At 73.1% G+C, this 20,508-nt stretch carries 18 protein-coding genes; 13 read left to right on the forward strand and 5 right to left on the reverse strand.

The window, feature by feature from the left end; genetic code table 11:
• Positions 1–116: 116 nt before the first annotated feature.
• The 3 genes from ACIGXO_RS19105 to ACIGXO_RS19115 form a co-directional block, all read right to left on the reverse strand.
• Positions 117–902 carry an SDR family NAD(P)-dependent oxidoreductase gene (locus ACIGXO_RS19105; protein ID WP_399787804.1) on the reverse strand — a complete coding sequence of 262 codons (786 nt, stop codon included), beginning with the start codon at positions 900–902 and terminating at the stop codon, positions 117–119.
• Between the two features lie 72 nt (positions 903–974).
• Positions 975–1,886 carry an LLM class F420-dependent oxidoreductase gene (locus ACIGXO_RS19110; protein ID WP_399787807.1) on the reverse strand — a complete coding sequence of 304 codons (912 nt, stop codon included), beginning with the start codon at positions 1,884–1,886 and terminating at the stop codon, positions 975–977.
• Positions 1,887–1,924: 38 nt separating this feature from the next.
• On the reverse strand, positions 1,925–3,196 hold the full coding sequence (locus tag ACIGXO_RS19115; protein WP_399788496.1) for an amidohydrolase family protein: 1,272 nt from the start codon (positions 3,194–3,196) through the stop codon (positions 1,925–1,927).
• Between the two features lie 208 nt (positions 3,197–3,404).
• Between ACIGXO_RS19115 and ACIGXO_RS19120 the strand changes: the two genes are divergently transcribed.
• The 9 genes from ACIGXO_RS19120 (at position 3,405) to ACIGXO_RS19160 (ending at position 14,487) form a co-directional block, all read left to right on the forward strand.
• The gene (locus tag ACIGXO_RS19120; RefSeq protein ID WP_399787810.1) at positions 3,405–6,350 is read left to right on the forward strand and encodes a BTAD domain-containing putative transcriptional regulator; all 2,946 of its coding nucleotides are present in this window, start codon (positions 3,405–3,407) and stop codon (positions 6,348–6,350) included.
• Positions 6,351–6,637: 287 nt separating this feature from the next.
• Positions 6,638–6,868, forward strand: coding sequence for a hypothetical protein (locus tag ACIGXO_RS19125; protein ID WP_399787813.1), 231 nt, complete (start codon positions 6,638–6,640; stop codon positions 6,866–6,868).
• Positions 6,869–7,075: 207 nt separating this feature from the next.
• Positions 7,076–8,713 carry a class I adenylate-forming enzyme family protein gene (locus ACIGXO_RS19130; protein ID WP_399787816.1) on the forward strand — a complete coding sequence of 546 codons (1,638 nt, stop codon included), beginning with the start codon at positions 7,076–7,078 and terminating at the stop codon, positions 8,711–8,713.
• 215 nt (positions 8,714–8,928) lie between these two features.
• Entirely contained in the window at positions 8,929–10,488 is a 1,560-nt protein-coding gene (locus ACIGXO_RS19135) for an ATP-binding protein (RefSeq protein ID WP_399787819.1), read from the forward strand.
• Positions 10,485–10,913, forward strand: coding sequence for a roadblock/LC7 domain-containing protein (locus tag ACIGXO_RS19140; RefSeq protein WP_223734894.1), 429 nt, complete (start codon positions 10,485–10,487; stop codon positions 10,911–10,913). Before ACIGXO_RS19135 ends, ACIGXO_RS19140 begins: the two co-directional genes overlap by 4 nt.
• Positions 10,910–11,269: a DUF742 domain-containing protein gene (locus tag ACIGXO_RS19145; protein ID WP_031051121.1), complete on the forward strand. Its 360-nt coding sequence runs from the start codon at positions 10,910–10,912 to the stop codon at positions 11,267–11,269. Before ACIGXO_RS19140 ends, ACIGXO_RS19145 begins: the two co-directional genes overlap by 4 nt.
• Before the next feature lie 70 nt (positions 11,270–11,339).
• Entirely contained in the window at positions 11,340–11,912 is a 573-nt protein-coding gene (locus ACIGXO_RS19150) for an ATP/GTP-binding protein (RefSeq protein ID WP_031051120.1), read from the forward strand.
• Positions 11,909–13,339 carry a cytochrome P450 gene (locus ACIGXO_RS19155; RefSeq protein ID WP_399787824.1) on the forward strand — a complete coding sequence of 477 codons (1,431 nt, stop codon included), beginning with the start codon at positions 11,909–11,911 and terminating at the stop codon, positions 13,337–13,339. The genes ACIGXO_RS19150 and ACIGXO_RS19155 overlap by 4 nt, the downstream gene beginning before the upstream one ends.
• Entirely contained in the window at positions 13,264–14,487 is a 1,224-nt protein-coding gene (locus tag ACIGXO_RS19160) for a cytochrome P450 (protein WP_399787827.1), read from the forward strand. The genes ACIGXO_RS19155 and ACIGXO_RS19160 overlap by 76 nt, the downstream gene beginning before the upstream one ends.
• On the opposite strand, the gene ACIGXO_RS19165 is transcribed toward ACIGXO_RS19160, so the two are convergent.
• Positions 14,474–16,171 carry a FadD3 family acyl-CoA ligase gene (locus ACIGXO_RS19165; RefSeq protein WP_399787830.1) on the reverse strand — a complete coding sequence of 566 codons (1,698 nt, stop codon included), beginning with the start codon at positions 16,169–16,171 and terminating at the stop codon, positions 14,474–14,476. The genes ACIGXO_RS19160 and ACIGXO_RS19165 overlap by 14 nt on opposite strands.
• 189 nt (positions 16,172–16,360) lie before the next feature.
• Between ACIGXO_RS19165 and ACIGXO_RS19170 the strand changes: the two genes are divergently transcribed.
• From ACIGXO_RS19170 to ACIGXO_RS19180, 3 genes are all read left to right on the forward strand, one after another.
• Entirely contained in the window at positions 16,361–17,512 is a 1,152-nt protein-coding gene (locus ACIGXO_RS19170) for a lipid-transfer protein (RefSeq protein ID WP_399787833.1), read from the forward strand.
• 135 nt (positions 17,513–17,647) lie between these two features.
• Positions 17,648–18,112 (forward strand): Zn-ribbon domain-containing OB-fold protein, encoded by a 465-nt coding sequence (locus ACIGXO_RS19175; RefSeq protein ID WP_399788498.1) that lies wholly within the window; start codon positions 17,648–17,650, stop codon positions 18,110–18,112.
• Positions 18,109–18,879: an enoyl-CoA hydratase/isomerase family protein gene (locus ACIGXO_RS19180; protein ID WP_399787837.1), complete on the forward strand. Its 771-nt coding sequence runs from the start codon at positions 18,109–18,111 to the stop codon at positions 18,877–18,879. The genes ACIGXO_RS19175 and ACIGXO_RS19180 overlap by 4 nt, the downstream gene beginning before the upstream one ends.
• A 4-nt stretch (positions 18,880–18,883) precedes the next feature.
• Here the strand turns inward: ACIGXO_RS19180 and ACIGXO_RS19185 are convergent, their stop codons facing one another.
• Complete coding sequence (locus ACIGXO_RS19185) at positions 18,884–19,399, reverse strand: hypothetical protein (protein ID WP_399787840.1); 516 nt, start codon at positions 19,397–19,399, stop codon at positions 18,884–18,886.
• A gap of 127 nt (positions 19,400–19,526) precedes the next feature.
• Here ACIGXO_RS19185 and ACIGXO_RS19190 point away from each other — a divergent pair, with 127 nt between their 5' ends.
• Positions 19,527–20,483, forward strand: coding sequence for a hypothetical protein (locus ACIGXO_RS19190; protein WP_399787843.1), 957 nt, complete (start codon positions 19,527–19,529; stop codon positions 20,481–20,483).
• Positions 20,484–20,508 lie beyond the last annotated feature (25 nt).

The raw sequence follows: 20,508 nt of genomic DNA on the forward strand, positions 1-20,508 counted from the left end.
CCTGATTATCTGACGTACCGTCAGATCGGATGGAGCCGACTGTCCCACCGGCGGCCGGACCGGTCAATACCTGATGACCCGTCAGCCCACGTGCCGGTCCCGGTGTCAGCCCGGCGTCAGAAGAGGCTGACGCCCGCCAGCCACCCGCCGTCCACCACGAACGGCTGCCCCGTGATGTACGAGGAGTCCGCGCAGGACAGGAAGAGCGCCAGGGCCGCGACCTCCTCGGGCCGGCCGGCGCGCCCCAGTGGCACGAGCTTCCGGTACAGCTCGTCCACCGCCTGCTGGGACGCGACCGGGTCGGCCGCCGGGTCGAGCGCGGCCGGGTTGGTCATCGGGGTGTCCACGGCGCCCGGGCACACCGCGTTCACCCGGATGTTGCGGGGCGCCAGCTCCAGCGCGGCGACCCGGGTCAGCCCGAGTACGGCGTGCTTGCTCGCCGCGTAGGCGCCGACGAGCGCCATGCCGGTGAGGCCGGTGTACGAGGCGGTGTTGACGATCGTGCCGCCGCCGGCCGCCGCGATCCGTGGCGCGACGGTACGTATCCCGAGGAAGCAGCCGACCTGGTTGACCTGCACGACCTGCTGGAACTCCGCCAGTGGCGTCTTCGCCAGCTCATTGAAGCGGAGGATCCCGGCGTTGTTGACCAGGCCGTCGATCCCGCCGAAGGCGTCCTCGGCGGCGGCCGCGGCGGCCGTCCAGTCCTCCTCACTGGCCACGTCCAGATGGACGTAGCGCGCGGCGTCCCCGCCCAGCTCGTCCGCCAGCGCCCGCCCCTGCTCGTCCCGTACGTCACCGAGGACGACCCGGGCGCCCTCGGCCACGAACAGCCGCGCCTCCTGCTCGCCCTGTCCGCGTGCGGCGCCGGTGATCATGATGACCCGCCCGTCGAGCTTGCCCATGCGTGCACTCCTCGTACGCCTCGCCGGAATCGGTACGCCCCGTCGGAATCGGTACGCCGCGGCCGGATCGGGTCAGCCGGTGAGCAGCGGTGCCACGTCCGTCCCGAAGGCCGCCATCTGATCGGTCAGCTCGGCCCGGCTGCGGCTGCGGAAACGGACCTGGAGCTGGTGCACGCCGATGGCCGCGTACTCCCGCAGCGAGGCCGCGATGCGCTCCGGGGAGCCGGTGAGCGTCCACTTGCCGGTGTCCCAGCCGGGCTCGCCCACGTACAGCGGCTCGGCGATCGCGCCGATCACCAGCGGCTCGCGCACGCCGGCCTTCTCGCGCAGCGCCCGCAACTTGGCGATCTGCCCGGGCAGCCGGTCCCTGCGGTCGCCCTGCGGGAGCCAGCCGTCACCGCGCTCGGCGGCCCGGCGTACGGCGGCGGGTGAGGAGCCGCCGACCCAGAGCGGCGGGCGGGGCGTCTGCACGGGCCGCGGCGCCTGGCCCAGCCCCTCGAAGGAGAATCGTTCCCCCGCGAACTCCGGGAACTCCTCGGGCCCGAGGGCCGTTTTCAAGGCGTCCACCGTCTCGTCCAGTACGGCTCCCCGCCGCTCGAAGTCCACCCCCAGCGCCTCGAACTCCTCCCGTACGTGCCCGGCGCCCACCCCGAGGATCAGCCGCCCGCCGGACAGCGCGTCCAGCGTGGCGTACTGCTTCGCCGTGAGCAGCGGGTGCCGCAGCCCGACCACGGCGACATGGCTCAGCAGCCGTACGTGCTCCGTCACGGCCGCGAGGTGTGCGAGCGTGGCCACCGGGTCGTACCAGACCGTGCTCATCGCCCCGGCCAGCCGGCGCGGGATCGCGACGTGCTCGCAGCACGCCACATACGCGAAGCCGTGCCGGTCGGCAGCCCTGGCGATCTCCACCAGATCACGCGGCCCGGCCCCCGCCTCCCAGGACTCGGCGTACAGCGTGCTCTGCGACTGCACGGGCAACTGCATGCCACACACGAGCCGCCCCGCCTCGGGCGCCCACACCATCAGCCGCCCGCCCCCGCCCACAGTCCGTCCGCCGTGAGTCCCAGCAGGTCGATGGCGTTGCCGCGCACGATCCGCTCGATAACGTCCGGGGCGAGGTGGCCCATCTGGCTCTCGCCGACCTCTCTCGACTTCGGCCAGGTGGAGTCGGAGTGCGGGTAGTCCGTCTCGTACAGGACGTTGGCCACGCCGATCGCGTCGAGGTTCTTCAGGCCGAACGCGTCGTCGAAGAAGCAGCCGTAGACGTGCTCGGCGAAGAGCTCGGAGGGCGGCCGATGGACCTTGTCGGCGACGCCGCCCCAGGCGCGGTTCTCCTCCCAGACCACGTCGGCGCGTTCCAGGATGTACGGGATCCAGCCGATCTGGCCCTCCGCGTACATGATCCGGAGGTTGGGGAAGCGGTCGAACTTGCCGCTCATCAGCCAGTCGGTCATCGAGAAGCAGCAGTTGGCGAAGGTGATCGTGGAGCCGACGGCGGGCGGCGCGTCCGCCGAGGTGGACGGCATCCTCGAGGACGAGCCGATGTGCATGGCGATGACCGTGCCGGTCTCGTCGCAGGCCCGCAGGAAGGGGTCCCAGTAATCGGTGTGGATGCTGGGCAGGCCGAGGTGCGGCGGGATCTCGCTGAAGCAGACGGCGCGCACGCCACGGGCCGCGTTGCGCCGTACCTCCTCGGCCGCCAGCTCCGCGTCCCACAGGGGGATGAGGGTGAGCGGTATGAGCCGGCCGCGCGCCTCGGGGCCGCACCACTCCTCCACCATCCAGTCGTTGTACGCGCGCACGCCCAGCAGCCCCAGCTCATGGTCCTTGGCCTCGGTGAACGTCTGGCCGCAGAAGCGCGGGAAGGTGGGGAAGCACAGCGCCGACTGGACATGGTTGACGTCCATGTCCGCCAGCCGGTCCGGGACGCGGTACGAACCGGGGCGCATCTGTTCGTACGTGATCCCCTCCAGCCTGATCTCGTCCCGGGAGTAGCCGACCGCGGTGTCCAGGCGGGTGAGGGGGCGGTGCAGGTCCTCGTACACCCACCAGTCGGCGAGTGGTCCGTCGTCGCCCGGTGTGCCCATCTTCGGGGCGAACTTCCCGCCCACGAAGGTCATCTCCTTCAGGGGCGCACGCACCACGCGCGGTCCGGTGTCGTGGTACTTGGCGGGCAGCCGGTCCCGCCAGACGTGCGGCGGCTCCACCGTGTGGTCGTCCACCGAGATGATCCTGGGAAAGGTCTCCGCTGCGTCCGGCACCAGCGCCTCCGACGGCTGCGTCTCCGTGTGCATCGCCATGTCCCTGACGGTAGCGCCTATCTGACGAACCGTCAGCTACCTGTCGGCCACACAGAAGCGGACTGTTTCCCTCCGGGGCCGCGGTACGGCCCGCTGGATCACAAGAGGAGGGATTGTGCACAGACCAGACCCCTACTGACGCAGGGGCCGCCGACAAGGCAGACTGGCCGATGCGAACGAGATGCACAGGCAGGGGGACACCATGGACGAGAGTCCGGGGCAGGGGCCGCGGCAGCTCCGCTTCACCGTGCTCGGTCCCGTACGGGCCTGGCGGGACGGCACCCCGCTCGCGGCCGGCACCCCGCAGCAGCGTGCCCTGCTCGCCGCCCTGCTGCTGCGCGGCGGCCGCACCGCCACCGCCGCCGAACTGGTCGACGCCATCTGGGGCGACGAGCCCCCGCACGCCGCGCTCGCGGCCCTGCGGACCTACGCCTCCCGGCTGCGCAAGGCGCTGGGCGAGGACGCGGACGCGCTGGTCAGCGAGTCCGGCGGCTACGCCCTGCGGACCGCGCTGCCGGGCGCGCTCGACCTCGACCTGGACCGCGCCGAGGCGCTCGCCGCCGAGGCCGAGAAGGCCCGCGCGAGCGGCGACCGCTGCCGCGCCCGCGACCTGCTGGACGCCGCCCTCGTCCTGTGGAACGGCGAACCGCTGGCGAACGTCCCCGGCCCGTACGCCGAGAATCAGCGCACCCGCCTGGAGGAATGGCGGCTCTCCCTCACCGAGACCCGCCTCGACCTCGACCTGGACCTCGGGAACCACGCCGAGGCGGTCTCCGAGCTGACTGCCCTCACGGCCGCCCACCCCTTGCGTGAACGGCTCCGCGAGCTCCTCATGCTCGCGCTGTACCGCTCTGGACGGCAGGCCGAGGCGCTGGCCGTCTATGCCGATACCCGCCGTCTGCTCGACGACGAGCTGGGCGTCGACCCGTGCGCCTCGCTCGCCGAACTGCACCAGCGCATCCTGCGGGCCGACGCCGGCCTGGAGGCGCCGAGCCCGCCGCCGGAGGAGGAGCACGCCGGCGCGGGCCCCACCGTGTTGCGCCCCCGGCAGCTCCCGGCCACCGTCGCGGACTTCACCGGGCGCGCCGCGTTCGTCGCGGAGCTCGGCGAGCAGCTCGCCACGGCCGAGGGCAGCGTCATGGCGGTCTCCGCGCTCACCGGCATCGGCGGCGTCGGCAAGACCACGCTGGCCGTCCATGTGGCGCACGCGGCGCGCGAGCACTTCCCCGACGGCCAGCTCTACGTCGACCTGCAGGGCGCGGGCCACACCCCCGCCGAGCCGGAGGCCGTGCTCGGCGCGTTCCTCCGTGCGCTCGGCACACCGGACTCCTCCATCCCGGACGGCACGGAGGAGCGGGCCGCGCTGTACCGCTCCACGCTCGCCGGGCGCCGGGTGCTCGCGCTGCTGGACAACGCGCGGGACGCCGCCCAGGTACGGCCGCTGCTGCCCGGTACGGAGGGCTGCGCCGCGCTGATCACCAGCCGCGCCCGCATGATCGACCTGGCCGGCGCGCACCTCATCGACCTCGACGTGATGAGCCCCGAGGAAGCGCTGACGCTCTTCACCCGCATCGTCGGCGAGGAGCGGGTCGGCGCCGAGCGCAAGGCCGCCATGGACGTCGTCGGCGCCTGCGGCTTCCTGCCGCTGGCCATCCGCATCGCCGCCTCCCGGCTCGCCTCCCGCCGCACGTGGACCGTGTCCGTACTGGCCCGCAAGCTCGCCGACGAGCGGCGCAGGCTGGACGAGCTGCGCGCCGGCGACCTGGCGGTGAAGGCCACCTTCGAGCTGGGATACGGGCAGCTGGAGCCGGCGCAGGCCCGCGCGTTCCGGCTGCTGGGGCTGGCCGACGGGCCCGACATCTCGCTCTGCGCGGCCGCCGCGCTGCTGGACATGGACGTGGACGAGGCCGAAGAGCTGATCGAGTCCCTGGTCGACGCCTCGCTCCTCGAATCGGCGGCCCCCGGCCGCTACCGCTTCCACGACCTGGTCCGGCTCTACGCGCGTGCCTGCGCCGAGCGCGACGAGCACCCGCCCTCCGAGCGCACCGCGGCCCTCTCCCGCCTGCTGGACTTCTACCTGGCCTCGGCGGCCCGGATGTACGCCCTGGAGCGCCCGGGCGACCGCCTCGTGGACCACATGGAGAGCACGCGCTATCCCGGGCTGGAGTTCGAGGACCGCGCGGTGGCGCTGGAGTGGCTGTTCAGCGAGGCGGGCTGTCTGCTGGCCTGCGCCCAGCAGTCCACCGGCGCCGACACCGTGCGCCGCGCCGCCGACCTGCTCCTGCTCACCAAGGACCTGGCCGAGTCCGGCGCCGACGCGCGCCAGCACGACCAGGCCAATACGACGCTGCTCGCCGCCGCCCGCGCCCTCGGCGACCAGCACGCCCAGGCCCGTATCCACACCTCGCTCGCCTACATCCGCACCCTGGCCGGGCGGCTGGACGACGCCGACGAGCACGCCAAGTCGGCGATGCTCCTCGGGCTCGCGACGAACGACCCGATCTCCTCGTCCTACGCGCCCAACGACCGCGGCATCATCGCGGGCGCCCAGGGGCGGCACGCGGACGCCGAGGCGTACCTCAGCCAGGCGCTGACCGCGTTCCGCGACGACCGCAACCAGCAGTCCGAGGCGAGCGCGCTGTGCAACCTCTCGCGGGTCCACCTGGACACCGGCCGGGTGGACAGCGCCATCGAGCTGGCCGAGGAAGGCGTCGCGATCTACCGCAGAATCGGCGCCACCCGGCGGCTGGCCAACGGGATGTACGCGCTGGCGCTCGCCTTCACCGCGGCCGGGCGCCTGGAGGACGCGGCGCAGCAGCTGAACGCCGCGCTCACCATCTTCCAGGACAGCCGGCAGCCGTTCTGGGAGGGCATGACGTACTTCCGGCTGGCCGAGGTCGACCTCGCGGGTCAGCGTCCGGCGCGCGCCGCCAACTATGCCGAGCAGGCCCTGACCGCGCTGCGCGGCGTCGGCGGCGAGCTCTGGCGGGCCAACGCGCTGACCACGCTGGGGCGTGCGCTCAGCCAGGTCGGGCACACCGGGCGGGCCCGGGTGTGCTGGCAGGAGGCGCTGTCCAGCTACGAGCGCCTCGGAGCGGCGGAGAGCGCCCAGGTGCAGCAGCTGCTCTCGCCCGCCGCCGTCGCCTGACCGGACATCACCGGGGGCCGGCGAGGCCGGCGCCAGGATTCGGCAGCGCCGCCACCGGCAGCTCGGCCTGTTATCGCCGCAGGTCGGCGAGGTAATCGTCGCCGTTTATCGATCGTTCATCGCGGCGCGTCACTCTTCTACGTACCGAACCGCCGCCTCGGGGGGCAAGCGGCTCGGTGACGCGGCCCCACCGTCATGGTGTCCGGCCCTGGTTCACCCGTCCGGCGACCCACGGGGGAGTCGCCGGGCGGTGGACCGCAAGCGCCCACACACAGGAGTTGATCACTGTGAGCACCGAGAAGAAGGCTCCGCAGACCGACGACCAGGACATCATCAGGCCGCTCGACAGCCACCGGCCGATCATCGGTGACGAGATCGTCACCATGGACAGCCACCGGCCCGTCATCGGCGACGAGGTGCTGGCCGCGCAGGAGGGGCAGCGGCCGGTCGCCGGCGACGGCACGATCGCGCCGCAGGACAGCCACCGGCCGATCGCCGAGCCGAAGCTGGAGCACTGAGCGCGCGCACGGCCCGCTGAGCCACCATCCGGGGGATCGCAGGGGCCGGCGTCGACGGCACGGAGGGGATGCCGTCGGGGCCGGTCCCTGCGGCGTGTTCGGGAGACGACCGACCGGGACGTAGTACCTGACGCTTCGTCAGGTACGGTGCTACAGTCGCGCCACATCCCGTTCCGTCCCGTCCCGCCCATTGCCGGGAGGCGCGCCGTGTATGAGTCCGGTCGGATACGTACGCTCTGGGAACTGGTGGAGTACCGGGCCGCCGCGTCGGCGGATTCGGTCATGTTCTACGAGCCGGACGGGCGGACCGTCACCTTCGGGGAGGCGCGCGAGCGGGCGCTGCGCGCCGCGGCCGGCTTCCGGGAGCTGGGCATCGGGGCCGGGACGCGGGTCGCGTGGCAGCTGCCCACCCGGGTCTCCACGGTGCTCGCCTCGCTCGCGCTGGCCCGCCTGGGCGCCGTGCAGATACCCATCGTCCATCTGCACCGGGAGCGCGAGGTCGGGTACGTACTCGCCGCTTCCGAGGCGGAGTTCGTGCTGGTACCGGGGGTGTGGCGGGACGTCGACTTCACGGCGATGGCCCGCAAGGCGGCGCCGGACGGGACGCGGGTGGTCACCGTGCGGGGCGGGGCGGGGCTTCCGGACGGGGACCCGGCCGGGCTGCCGGAGTTCGCGCCGGGGCACGCGCGGGAGCGGGCGAGCTCCCACGAGCGGGAGCACACCTCGTGGATCTACTACACCTCCGGGACGACGGCCGACCCGAAGGGCGTGCGGCACACGGACGCGTCGCTGATCGCGGGCGGTGTGGGCCTGGCGACCGCGCTGGAGATGTCGGCGGCGGACATCGGGTCGATCGCCTTCCCGTACGCGCACATCGCCGGCCCCGACTACGTCATCGCGATGCTGGTGAGCGGCTTTCCGGCGGTGGTGCTGGAGACGTTCGCGCCGGGCGCGGCCGCGGACACGTACGCGCGGCTCGGCGTCACCATGGCGGGCGGCAGCACCGCCTTCTACCAGGCGTTCCTGGAGGAGTCGCGGCGGCGCGCGGACGACGGGAAACGGCGTGCGGACGACGACAAGCGATGCGCGGACGGCGGGAAACTGCGGCGCGCGCACGGCGGGAAGCTGATCCCCTCGCTGCGGCTGCTGTCCGGCGGGGGCGCGCCGCTGCCGCCGGAGCTGTACTTCGAAGCGGGCCGCGAGCTGGAGTGCGAGGTGCTGCACGGGTACGGCATGACCGAGTGCCCGATGATCGCGATGGGCACCCCGTACGACACCGACGAGCAGCTGTCGCGGACGGTGGGGCGGCCGGTGGCCGGTGCCGAGGTGCGGATCGCCGGGCCGGACGGGCGGGCGCTGCCGGCCGGGGAGCCGGGCGAGGTGACGCTCAAGGGGCCGATGGTCTGCCAGGGGTACACGGACCCGGCGCTGACGGCCGCCGCGTTCGACGCGGACGGCTGGTTCCACACCGGTGACCTGGGGTTTCTGCGTGCGGACGGGCATCTCGTGCTGACCGGACGACTGAAGGACATCATCATCCGCAAGGGCGAGAACATCTCGGCGCAGGAGGTCGAGGACCTGGTGCGGGGCCATCCGGCCGTGGCGGACGCGGCAGTGATCGGGCTGCCGGACCGGGAACGCGGGGAGCGGGTGTGCGCGGTGGTCACGCTCGCCGATCCGGGCGGATCGGCGCTCACGCTGGGGGAGTTGGCGGACCATCTGCGCCGGGCCGGACTGATGACGCAGAAGCTCCCGGAGCAGCTGGAGATCGCGGCCGAGCTGCCGCGCGGCGGGCCGCTGGGCAAGGTACTGAAGGGCGCACTGCGGGAGTGGTACGCGGACTGACGTGTCAACTGGCGGCTGTGCAAAGGGAGTTCACAACTGGGACATGACATTCCGGGTGTATCCGACGTGATCGCCGGCGAAACGGAGTGATCTTGTCCACACGGAATGCCGCTTTCCCACTCGGCCGCGCAAAAGGTCACTTCGTGGGTAACATCGCGGCGGCGAGCAGGTGTTCGTACGCCGTCGCCATGTTCACCCCCCACACGAGGACCTCGATGACTTCCATACCGGCGACACTGTTGTGGTGCCTGAGCGCGGGAACGGCCGCCGCGGTGGTGATGATCTTCTTCCTGGTCCGGATGCGGCAGGGCACCCAGGCCCTGCGTCGGCACCTGGCCACGGCCGAGGCCCGCAGCTCCGCCGCCGAACGCGGCCACACCGAGCTCGCCGCCCAACTGCGCGCCACGGAGGACGAACTCCGCCACCTCGCCGAGGCCCGGCTCCCCGACCTCGCCACCTCGCTGGCCCACCCGCACGTCACCGTCCGCGGCCTGCGCGACCCCCGCTTCACGGGGACCGACGTGGACCGTGCGCTGACCGCGGCGATGGACCAGCTCACGCAGGCGGTCGGAAAGGAACGGACCCGGGTCGACGAGGCGGCGCAGGCCACGATGCGCGGCGCCACGACCACCATCCAGGCGCTGCTGTACCGGCTGCAGACGCTGCTCCAGGAGATGCAGCACCGGTACGACGACCAGGCCGTCGCCCAGGACCTGCTGCAGGCCGACTTCCTCAACGAACAGGCGCTGCGCCGGGTGCAGACCACCGGCGTGGTCTGCGGCGCCTGGCCGGGACTGACCCGCGAGGACTCGCACCTCGCCGACCTCGTCGTCGGCGCGATGTCGCGGCTGCGCGGGTACGAGCGCGTCCAGGTCAGCAATCTGCTGCGGGACCCGGTGGGCGTGGTCGCGCGCGCCGTCGAGCCGGTCGCGATCGCGCTCACCGAGCTGCTGGCCAACGCGCTCCACCACTCCCACCACGAACTGCCCGTCGCCGTCACGCTCCAGCAGGGCAACCGCGGCGCGTCCGTCATCGTCGACGACTACGGCATCGGCATGCACGCCGACGAGATCGCGTACGCGACGCGGCTGCTGAGCGGCGGGGAGCAGGTGCTGCTCACGGAGCTGGGCGACCCGCCGCGGTCCGGATTCGCCGCCGTCGGGCAGCTGGTGCGCCAGTACGGCTTCACGGTGCACGTCGAGTCCTCGCCGTACGGCGGCGTCCGGGCCGTCATCTACATCCCGGGCGATCCGCTCCTGACACTGCTGGACGAGACCGCACAGCCGATGTCGGCCATGGCCCCGCTGCCGCCGCAGATGCTGCACGCGCACTCGACACCGCTGGGGGTGCCGACGGGCGTGTCGGGGGGCATGTCGCAGAGCCTGTCGGGGGGCGCGCCGTCGCCGGAGCCCGTGGCCGCGACGCCGACGGCTGTGGGGCCAGCGGCCGCGGCTCCGGCGGCTGGCGCGGGGCACACGCCCGCTCGCGCGCCCGAGGCCGAGCCTGCCCGTACGCCGGAGCCCGCGCCCGCTTACACGCCGGAGGCCGAGCCCGCGCACGCGCCCGATTCCGCGTCCGACGACGGGCTCCCGCGTCGCCGGCGGCGCCGGCCCGTCGGTGAGCCCGAGCGCCCCCTCCCCCGTACGGAACCCGTCGCCGAGCGCAGTCCAGAGGAGTCCGCCACCCGCTGGGCCGCCCTGCAGAGCGGCACCCTCTCCGGGCGGGCCGAAGCCGAGTACCGAACCCCGCGCCCCGAAGGGAACGACCAAGGATGAGCACCCCTGTCCGCCGCCGCGTCACACAGGACCAGTCCTGGGTGCTGGCACCGCTGCTGGAGCTGCCGCACGTCCTGCACGCGGCCGTCATCTCCGGCGACGGCTTCATCGAAGGCTCCTCCCCCGGCCTCGCCCGCGAGGCCGCCGAGGGCGTGGCCGCCATGATGTCGGCGCTGCAGGGTGCGGGCCGCGCCGTGACCGCCGCGTTCGCCGGCCAGGACGACGCCCGGCTGCGGCAGACCGTCGTGGAGTCGGCGGAGGGCTGGGTGATCGCCATCCCGGCCGGCGAGAACACCTGCCTCGCGGTCTTCGCGGGACCCGACGTCAACATGGGCGTGGTCTCCCACCAGATGCAGGTCCAGGTCGCCACGCTGGGCGCGAAGGCGATGGGCTCGCCGCCGCGGGAAGCGGGTTCGCCCGCATGACGCCCCGCCAGAGCAACCGGCGTCTCGTACCGGCCTATCTGGCGACCGGCGGCCGCGCCCGCCCCAGCCGCAACACCCTGGACCGGCTCACCGTCCTGTACGGCGCGACCGTCACCGCGCCCGCCGGGCTGCGCCCCGAGGCGCTCCGCGTCCTCGCGCTGCTGCGGCCGGGCGCGCTGACCGTCGCCGAGACCGCGTCCCACCTGCGGCTGCCGGTCAGCGTCGTGAAGGTACTGGTGGCCGACCTGGTCGACGCCGGGCACCTGCACGCCCGTTCCCCCATCCCCGAAGCCGAGCAGATCGACCGGCAGATTCTGGAGAGGGTCCTCGATGGACTCCGCACTCTCAAGTCCTAGCGCAGCACTCTCGGGCCCCGGCGCGGCGGGCGGCACGCACAGCACCGCCGAGGGCGCCGACGCCGGCGCCATGTACCTGTCCGGTACCGACCAGACCCTGGTGAAGCTGCTGGTCGCGGGGCCCTTCGGGGTCGGCAAGACCACGTTCATCCGGGCCCTGTCGGAGACCCCGCCGCTGCACACCGAAGAGGTGATGACGCAGACCGGCGCGTTCGTCGACGACCTCGCCGGGGTCCGCGAGAAGACCACGACCACCGTCGCCATCGACTTCGGGCGGATCACGCTCGCGGGCGACCTCGTGCTGTACCTCTTCGGCACGCCCGGCCAGAAGCGGTTCCGGCCGCTGTGGCAGGACATCGCGCGCGGCGCGGTCGGCGCGCTGGTACTGGCCGACACCCGGCGGCTGGCCGACTCCTTCGAGGTCATGGACATCATCGAGGAGGCCGGGCTGCGCTACGCGGTGGCGGTCAACACCTTCCCCGACGCTCCCGACCACTCCGTCGAGACCCTGCGCGACCACCTCGATCTGCACGAGGACACCCCGCTGGTGCTGTGCGACGCCCGCGACCGCGACCAGTCGCTCGACGCGCTGATCGCCCTCGTCGGACACGTCCTGGACCACACGCCCATGGAGAACCCGTGACCTCCCCCCACCGGCCCGGGGCCATGCCGCCCCCGGGCTGCCCCGCCCATGCCCACCCGGCCACCGAACCGGCTCCTCCGCCGTCCGCGCACGCCGCACAGGAACCGGCTCCGCCGGCTTCCCCGCACGCCGCGCCCTACGCACCGGCGCAGGATGCCGTGCGGCTGTACGGGCCGGACTTCGCGGCCGATCCGCACGGCATCTACGCCGTGCTGCGGCGCCAGGGGCCCGTCGCGCAGGTCGAGATCGCGCCGGGCGTGCCCGCGATGCTGGTCACCGACTACCGCGCGGCGCTGGAACTGCTGAACGACGACGCCACCTGGTCCAAGGACTCCCGCGCCTGGATGCCGACCGTGCGCCAGGACTCCCCGGTCATGCCGATGCTCGCCTGGCGGCCCAACGTGTTCTTCAGCGACGGCGAGGCGCACGACCGCTACCGCAAGGTGATCACCGACAGCTTCGCCCTGCTCGAACCGTACGAGCTGCGCGGCTACGTGCAGGGCGCGGCCGACACGCTGATCAGCCGGTTCGGCGCCGAGGGCCGGGCCGACCTGATCACCCAGTACGCGCGCGTGCTGCCGCTGATGATCTTCAACCGGGTCTTCGGGCTCCCCGACTCCTACAGCGACCGGCTGATCTCCGCGCTCGCCGGGATGCTGGAGGGCCGCAGCCCCGAGGAAGCGGCCAGGGCCAACGAGGACTTCACGCGCTACGTCATGGAGCTGGTCGCCGCCAAGAAGGAGCGCCGCGGCCCCGACCTCACCTCCTGGTTCATGGACCACCCCGCGGGCCTCACCGACGAGGAACTGATCCACCAGATCGTCCTCACCATGGGCGCCGGGCACGAGCCGACGACCAACCTCATCGGCAACGCGCTCGCCCGCATGCTCTCCGACGACCGTTACTACAGCACCCTGTCCGGCGGCGCGCTCACCGCGCGCGACGCCATCAACGACGTGCTGTGGAACGACCCGCCGCTCGGCAATTACTCGGCCCACTTCCCCCGCCGGGACGTCTTCTTCCACGGCACCTGGATCCGCGCGGGCCAGCTCACGATGGTCTCGTACGCCGCGGCCAACGCGCAGTTCGGCACCGTCCCGCTGGAGCAGCCCGGCGCGGGCGGCGGCGCGCACCTGTCCTGGGCAGCGGGGCCGCACGCCTGCCCCGTACGCAACACCGCGCTGCTCATCGCGACCACCGCCATCGAGCGGCTCACCGCTTGGCTCTCCGACATCGAACTCACCGTGCCCTTCGATCAGCTGGAGTGGCGGGTCGGCGCCTTCCACCGCGCGCTGGCCGCGCTCCCGGCCCGCTTCACCCCCCTCACTCCCGACCAGGCAGGAGCTACTCCATGGGACAGCAGCCCGTCGCCATCGACCCGGCCGGCACCGACCTCCCCGGCGAGGCCGCCCGCCTCCGCGCGATAGGCCCCGCAGCGCTCGTCGAACTGCCCGGCGGCATACGGGCCTGGTCGGTGGGCGGCCACGGCCTGCTCAAGCGGCTGCTCGCCGACGACCGGGTGAGCAAGGACCCGCGGCAGCACTGGCCCGCCTGGCGGAACGGCGAACACCACGACAGCTGGCTGCAGTCCTGGGTCGGCGTCACGAACATGTTCACCGCCTACGGCGCCGACCACCGCAGGCTGCGCAAGCTCGTGGCACCGGCGTTCACCGGTCGGCGCACCGAGGCGATGGCCCCGCGCGTCGAGCGGATCACCAAGGAGCTGATGGCGGACCTGGAGGCGGCGCCCGCCGGCGAGCCGGTCGATCTGATCTCTTCCTATGCGCACCCCCTTCCGATGCGGATGATCTGCGAACTCTTCGGCATTCCCGAGGAGTCCCGGGTCGAGGTCGGCGCGGTCATCGACGAGGTCATGGACACCTCCGCCACCCCGGAGCAGGCGTCCGCGACCGCCGCGAAGATCGCCGCGGTACTGGGCGACCTGATCGCCCTGAAGCGGCGGGAGCCCGGCGACGACATGACCAGCGTGCTGGTCTCCGCCCGGGACGACGACGGCTCCCGGCTGGAGGAACGGGAACTGCTCGACACCCTCCTGCTGGTCATCGGCGCCGGTTACGAGACGACCGTCAACCTCATCGGCAACGCCGTCCACGCCCTGCTCACCCACCCCGAGCAGCGCGCCCTGCTGGCCTCCGGGCAGGCCGGCTGGGACGACGTCATCGAGGAGACGCTGCGCTGGGCGCCCAGCATCGCCAACCTGCCGCTGCGGTACGCCGTCGAGGACATCCCGCTGGCGGACGGCACGGTCATCCGGCAGGGCGACCCGATCCTCGCCGCCTACGCCGCGGCCGGCCGGGACCCCGAGCGGCACGGAGCGGACGCCGACTCCTTCGAGCTGCGCCGTCCCGACCGGGAGCACCTCGCCTTCGGGCACGGGGTGCACTTCTGCCTGGGCGCGCCGCTGGCCCGTATGGAGGCCCGCACCGCGCTGCCGGCGCTCTTCGACCGCTTCCCGGACCTGGAACTGGCCGTGCCCGCGTCCGAACTGCGGGCCACCGGCTCGTTCATCGGCAACGGCCTGCAGTCCCTCCCGGTCCGCCTCAACGACCGGTGAACGGACTGCCGGTGGCCGGGCTGGCGCCGGTGGCCACTGAGCGCAGGCTCTCCTTGAGGACCTTGCCGCCGGCGTTCCGCGGCAGCTCGGGCAGGAACATCACCTCCCTGGGCACCTTGTAGTTGGCCATCTCCCGGCGCGACCAGACGAGCACTTCGTCCGCCGACACGGTCGCGCCGGGACGCCGCACCACATACGCCCGGCCGACCTCGCCCAGCCGGGCGTCCGGTATCCCGATCACGGCGGCGTCGGCGATGTCCGGGTGGCGCAGGAGCAGTTGCTCGATCTCGGCCGGGTAGGCGTTGAACCCGCCGACGATGAACATGTCCTTGATCCGGTCGGTGATCCGCAGATTGCCCGCCTCGTCCAGCACCCCCACGTCCCCCGTGCACAGCCAGCCGTCCGGAGTGACAGCGCGGGCGGTGCCCTCGGGATCCTCGAAGTAGCCCGTCATCACGTGATAGCCGCGCACCCGCACCTCGCCGGGCCGGCCCGGGGGCACCACGCGGCCCTCGGCGTCGACCACCCGCACCTCGGTGTCCGGTATCGCCCGGCCCGACGTACCGGCGATCACCTCGGGCGGATCGCCGCGCCGGCACATCGTGACCACCCCGGAGCTCTCCGACAGGCCGTACGCGGTCAGTACCGTGGCGATCCCCAGCTCCCCGCGCAGCCGCTCGACCAGCTGCAGCGGCACCACCGCGGCGCCGGTCACCACCAGCCGCAGCGACGAGAGGTCGTGCCGAGCGCGCGCGGGATGGTCCAGCAGCTGCTGGTGCAGGGACGGCGGCCCCGGCAGCACGGTGATCCGCTCGGCGGCGATGTTGGCGAGCGCGGTGTCGGCGCTGAACACCGGCTGCGGGACCATCGTCGCGCCGCGCAGCAGACAGGCCAGCACGCCCGCCTTGTAGCCGAAGGTGTGGAAGAACGGGTTGACGATCAGATAGCGGTCCCCCTCCCGCAGCCCCGCCAGCTCGCTCCAGACGCCGTACGCGCGCAGCGTCTGGGCGTGGGTGATCACGGCGCCCTTGGGCCGCCCCGTGGTGCCCGAGGTGAAGACGATGTCCGAGGGGGCGTCGGGCGCCACGGCGTCCGCGCGCTCCCGTACGGCCGCGGCCGGCACCTGGTCGCCCCCGGCCAGGAACTCCCGCCATGTGCGGAACCCGACGGGCGCGTCGTCGGCCAGCACCACCGCGTCCCGCAGGTCCGGCAGGCCCGGCAACGGGCCGCGCCCCGTGCCGTCCGCGGTGGCCCGGCGCAGCGAGGCGACGTACGACGTGCCGAGGAAGGTGCCGGTGACGAAGAGCAGCCGGGCGCGGGTGCGGCGCAGGACGTCGGCGGCCTCGGCGCCCTTGAAGCGGGTGTTGACCGGCACCAGGACCGCGCCCGCCGACACCGCGCCGAGCGCGGCGACGATCCAGTCCGCGGTGTTCGGCGCCCAGACCGCCACCCGGTCGCCGGGCGCGACACCGGCGGCGACGCAGGCCGCGGCCGCGCGCTCGACCCGCGCGCCGAGCTCTTCGTACGAGACGCGGGCCCGCCCCTCGACCACCGCCTCCCGCCCGCCGTACCGAGCGGCCGCCGCCCGCACCAACCGCGGAATGGACCCGAACTCCAGATCAGCCCGCGGATCGGACGGCTCGCCCTCCATGCCGTCACTCTGCCGCCGCACCTCGCCGGGCATCGCGCCTGCCTTTCTCCCCCGGCGCCGGGGCGGGCCGCAGGCGGTGTCCGGGAGCCCGCCCGGGGGCCGTGCGGCGCGTACCGGCCGGGAGAACCCTGTGCCAGTTAGCTGACTGGTCGTCAGATTAGCGGTAGCCTCCTCGGCTGTCAGTACGGACGACCGGCCGGACGACCGACCACGGAGGTGGCGATGGGGGCGACCCTCAAGGACGCTACGGCGATAGCCGGCATCGGACAGACACCCTTCGCCAAACGCCTTCCCGAGTCCGAGAAGACGCTGGCCTGCCGCGCGATCACGGCCGCCCTGGCCGACGCCGGCATCGCCCCCTCGGAGGTCGACGCCTTCGCCTCCTACACCATGGAGGAGACCGACGAGGTCGAGGTCGCCAAGGCCATCGGCGCGGGCGACGTCACCTTCTTCGCCAAGGCCGGCTACGGCGGCGGCGGTTCCTGCGCCACCGTGGCGCATCTGGCCGCCGCCATCGCCACCGGTCAGGCCACCGTCGGCGTCGCCTGGCGCTCGCGCAAGCGCGGCTCCGGCCCCCGCCCCTGGAAGAACACCGCCGTTCAACTCCCCACCCCCGCTCAATGGACCCGCCCCTTCGGCCTGCTCCGCCCGGCCGACGAGATCGGGATGCTCGCCCGTCGCTACATGCATCAGTACGGAGCCACCCGCGACCACTTCTTCAACGTCGCGCTGGCCTGCCGCAACCGCGCCAACCAGAACCCGGCGGCGGTCATGTACGACCGGCCGCTGACCCGCGAGATGTACATGACCTCCCGCTGGATCAGCGAGCCGCTCTGCCTCTTCGACAACTGCCTGGAGACCGACGGCGCGCTGGCCTGCGTCCTGGTCTCCGCCGAGCGCGCCCGCGACTGCCGCCGCACCCCCGTCTACGTCCACGCCGCCGCCCAGGGCCTGCCCGCCCAGCACCACGGCATGGTCAACTACTGGAACGACGACCCGCTCACCGGGCCCGCCTGGACCGCCGCCCGGCACCTGTGGAAGTCCGCCGACTTCGGCCCGCAGGACGTGCACGTCGCGCAGATCTACGACGCCTTCACCCCGCTCATACCGCTCTCCCTGGAGGGTTACGGCTTCTGCGGGCGGGGCGAGGGCGCGGCCTTCACCGAGAAGGGCGCCCTGGAGATCGGCGGCCGCCTCCCGCTGAACACCGGCGGCGGTGGCCTCTCCGAGGCATACGTCCACGGTTTCAACCTGATCACCGAGGGCGTCAAGCAGCTGCGCGGCACCAGCACCGCGCAGGTGCCCGACGCCACGACCTGCCTCGTCACCGCGGGCGAGGGCGTCCCGACTTCCGCGCTTTTGCTGAGGAGTTGACCGTCCGTGAAATTCATGAAACCGAGTGTGACAGCCGCCACTGACAACCGCACCGCGTCCGCCACGCCTGTGGATAACTCCGCGACGACCGCCGCGGAACCCGCCGCGGACTCGGCCCCCGCCGACGGCCGGCCGATCCCCGGCAACGGCCGCCCCGACCCCGCCGACGGCTTCCTGCTCCCCGTCCCCGACGACGACGGCGCGCCGTTCTGGGCGTACGCGGCACGCGGCGAACTGCGCGTCCAAGCCTGCGCCGACTGCGGCGAACCGCGCTTTCCGCCCCGCCCCTGCTGCCCGCACTGCCAGTCCTTCGCGAGCGAGTGGCGGCGGATGTCCGGCCGCGGCCGCATCTGGTCCTACGTCCTGCCGCACCCGCCGCTGCTGCCCGCGTACGCCGCCCTCGCGCCGTACAACGCCATCGTCGTGGAGCTGGCCGAAGCGCCGCGCATCCGGCTGGTCGGCAACCTCGTCAGCGCGCCGGACGCCGCGCTGAACTCCGTACCCCCGGAACGGATCCGCATCGGCGCGGCGGTGAAGGTGACGTTCCACGAGATGGCGGACGGCGTGACCGTGCCCCGGTGGCTGCTGGAGCGCCCGTGACCGTACGCGTCGACACCCGGGCCGCCGAGGGCGTCGCCCTGATCACCCTCGACCGGCCCGGCCGCCTCAACGCCATCGACCTGGCGACCGCCGGGGAACTGGCGGGCGCCTGGCGTGCCCTGCGCTTCGACGACACCGTGCGCGCGGCGGTCGTCACCGGCGCTGGCGGCCGCGCCTTCTGCACCGGCGTGGACCGCTCGGTGGACGTGCCGCAGCCCGCATCCCCGTACTCCCTCGACGACCCGCTGCTCCGCATCGGCCCCAAGGCGGCCGATCTGTGGAAGCCGGTGCTCGCCGCGGTCGACGGCATGGCCTGCGGCGGCGCGTTCTACCTGCTGGGCGAGTGCGAGTTCATCGTGGCCTCCGAGACCTCGACGTTCTTCGACCCGCACACGACCTACGGGATGGTCAGTGCGTACGAGTCGGTCCTCATGGCGCAGCGGATGCCGTACGGAGAGATCGCCCGGCTCGCTCTGATGGGCACCGCCGAGCGGCTCGGCGCCCGTCGCGCGCATGAGGTGGGACTGGTCTCCGAACTGACGCCGGCGGGCGAGGCGCTGCCGGCCGCCCTGCGCGCGGCCGAGACCGTGGCGGCGCAGCCCACGGAGGCCGTACAGGGCACCGTACGGGCCCTGTGGTCGGCGAAGGAGGCGGCCCGCAGCCAGGCCCTGGCACACGCCCCGCACCTCATCGCGCTGGGCAACCTGCCGACGGAGCGACAGGCGGAGCTCTTCGGAGAGCGCGGAAAGGAGTACCGGATGCGGTGATGGCTCAGCGCAGGCCGGTGAGCACGCAGTCGGTGACCTTGCCGGCACGGGCGGGGTGGGCCATCGGAATGGCGACCACGGTGTCCTCCGACGAGTCGTACCCGTAGAGGGCATCCATATACGGATTGACGGTGACGCGCGCGGTGTCCACAGTCGTGCGGTCGGCGCCGCGGAACTCGACCGTGACCGTCACGTCCTCGTTCGGGTCCTCGACCACCAGCTCCACCTTGGCCCCGGGCTTCGCCGCGTCCCGGTCGTCGCTGACACAGCCGACGACTTTGCCCCGCCGCTCGGCATACGGGTCGTACGTCGAGTCGCCACTGCCCGAGTAGTCGTCGTCATCGTCATCGTCGTCGTAGTGATTGCTGCTGCCGTGGTAGCCGCTGCTGCTGGAGTGGGCGCTGCAGCCGCCGCCACCGCTGCTGCCCCCGTGGCTGCTGTGGCCGTGCGGGCGGAAGCCGGTGAGCGAGAGCAGAACAAAGGCCACGACGGCCGTGAGCCGCAGATGACGGCGTGCCATGAGATCCCCCGATTCGTTGACGAGCGCACGTCACGATACCGGGCCCGGATTGCCGTGGCGGCCCGCGGCGGCACGGCGTAGCGTCGGCTGTGGAGGCATCAGGACGATGCGAAGCGAGGCAACGCTTGTGGTGCGCAACGTAATCGGCTCTCTGATCGCCCTCATCGGAGCGGCGGCCGCCGTATGGAGCCCCTTCCGTCCTTGGTACGACGGCCGTCACGGTGCGGACATCCGCATCGCGGACCTCTTCAACGGGATCACCGGCAGCGGCGCCGACGTCATGCGCTCACTCCTGCTGCCGATGCTGGCCGCGGCCGTGCTGACACTGATCGGCGTGGTGCTGCGGTCCCGCCTGGTGATCACGCTGGCAGGGCTGGTCGTGCTGGGCTTCACCGTCCTGTGGATGGTCCGGCAGGGGCAGGCGGCCGGCAGCCTCACCGTGGGGAGCGGGGGCCGCGGCCTGGGCCTCGGAGTGGCGGTGGCGCTGGGCGGTGGCGTCCTGCTGTTGCTGGGCGCGCTGCTGATGAGGGGCCGCCGGGCCGTACGGCGCCGCAAGGCGCGGGAGCGCGAGGAGGAGTACGCGCCCGCCCCGTATGGAGCAGAGCCCGACGAGCGGTACGCGTACGACGGCGAGCCCGGAGGCGCGCCGTACGCCTATGAGGGACAGCCGGACCAGCCCCCGTATGCGACGCGTCCGGACGCCCCTTACGGACAGCAGCCGAACGGCCCCTACGGACAGCCGCCGCACATTCCGTACGAACAGCAGCCCGCTCAGCAGACCGTCCAGTGGCCGGGCGCCGGCGGGTCCTCGGCCGACGACCCCGGACGCGAGCCGTGGCCCCCGACGACGCACGACGGCACGACCCCGCCGGCCGGTACGCCGACGGCCCCGCCCCAGGGTCCGTACCGGAACGAGGGCCCGTACCAGGGCCAGGACCAGGGCCAGGACCCGTACCGGAACGAGCCGCCGACCGAGGACGCGCACCCTCACCCGCCCGCGCCGGCCGACCGTACGCAGCCGCTGCCGCCCGTGCTCGGCGGCGACCGGAAGCCCGGACGGGACCGCCCGCCCGAGGAGCGCTAACGGAACGCAGGCTCAGCCTCTCGGC

Source organism: Streptomyces sp. NPDC053542 (assembly GCF_044544685.1).
Lineage (GTDB): Bacteria > Actinomycetota > Actinomycetes > Streptomycetales > Streptomycetaceae > Streptomyces.

Coding starts and splice junctions, on each gene's coding strand:
- ACIGXO_RS19105 (WP_399787804.1), bottom strand. CDS start 902: ATGGGCAAGCTCGACGGGCGGGTCATCATGATCACCGGCGCCGCACGC.
- ACIGXO_RS19110 (WP_399787807.1), bottom strand. CDS start 1,886: ATGCAGTTGCCCGTGCAGTCGCAGAGCACGCTGTACGCCGAGTCCTGG.
- ACIGXO_RS19115 (WP_399788496.1), bottom strand. CDS start 3,196: ATGCACACGGAGACGCAGCCGTCGGAGGCGCTGGTGCCGGACGCAGCG.
- ACIGXO_RS19120 (WP_399787810.1), top strand. CDS start 3,405: ATGGACGAGAGTCCGGGGCAGGGGCCGCGGCAGCTCCGCTTCACCGTG.
- ACIGXO_RS19135 (WP_399787819.1), top strand. CDS start 8,929: ATGACTTCCATACCGGCGACACTGTTGTGGTGCCTGAGCGCGGGAACG.
- ACIGXO_RS19140 (WP_223734894.1), top strand. CDS start 10,485: ATGAGCACCCCTGTCCGCCGCCGCGTCACACAGGACCAGTCCTGGGTG.
- ACIGXO_RS19145 (WP_031051121.1), top strand. CDS start 10,910: ATGACGCCCCGCCAGAGCAACCGGCGTCTCGTACCGGCCTATCTGGCG.
- ACIGXO_RS19150 (WP_031051120.1), top strand. CDS start 11,340: ATGTACCTGTCCGGTACCGACCAGACCCTGGTGAAGCTGCTGGTCGCG.
- ACIGXO_RS19160 (WP_399787827.1), top strand. CDS start 13,264: ATGGGACAGCAGCCCGTCGCCATCGACCCGGCCGGCACCGACCTCCCC.
- ACIGXO_RS19165 (WP_399787830.1), bottom strand. CDS start 16,171: ATGCCCGGCGAGGTGCGGCGGCAGAGTGACGGCATGGAGGGCGAGCCG.
- ACIGXO_RS19170 (WP_399787833.1), top strand. CDS start 16,361: ATGGGGGCGACCCTCAAGGACGCTACGGCGATAGCCGGCATCGGACAG.
- ACIGXO_RS19185 (WP_399787840.1), bottom strand. CDS start 19,399: ATGGCACGCCGTCATCTGCGGCTCACGGCCGTCGTGGCCTTTGTTCTG.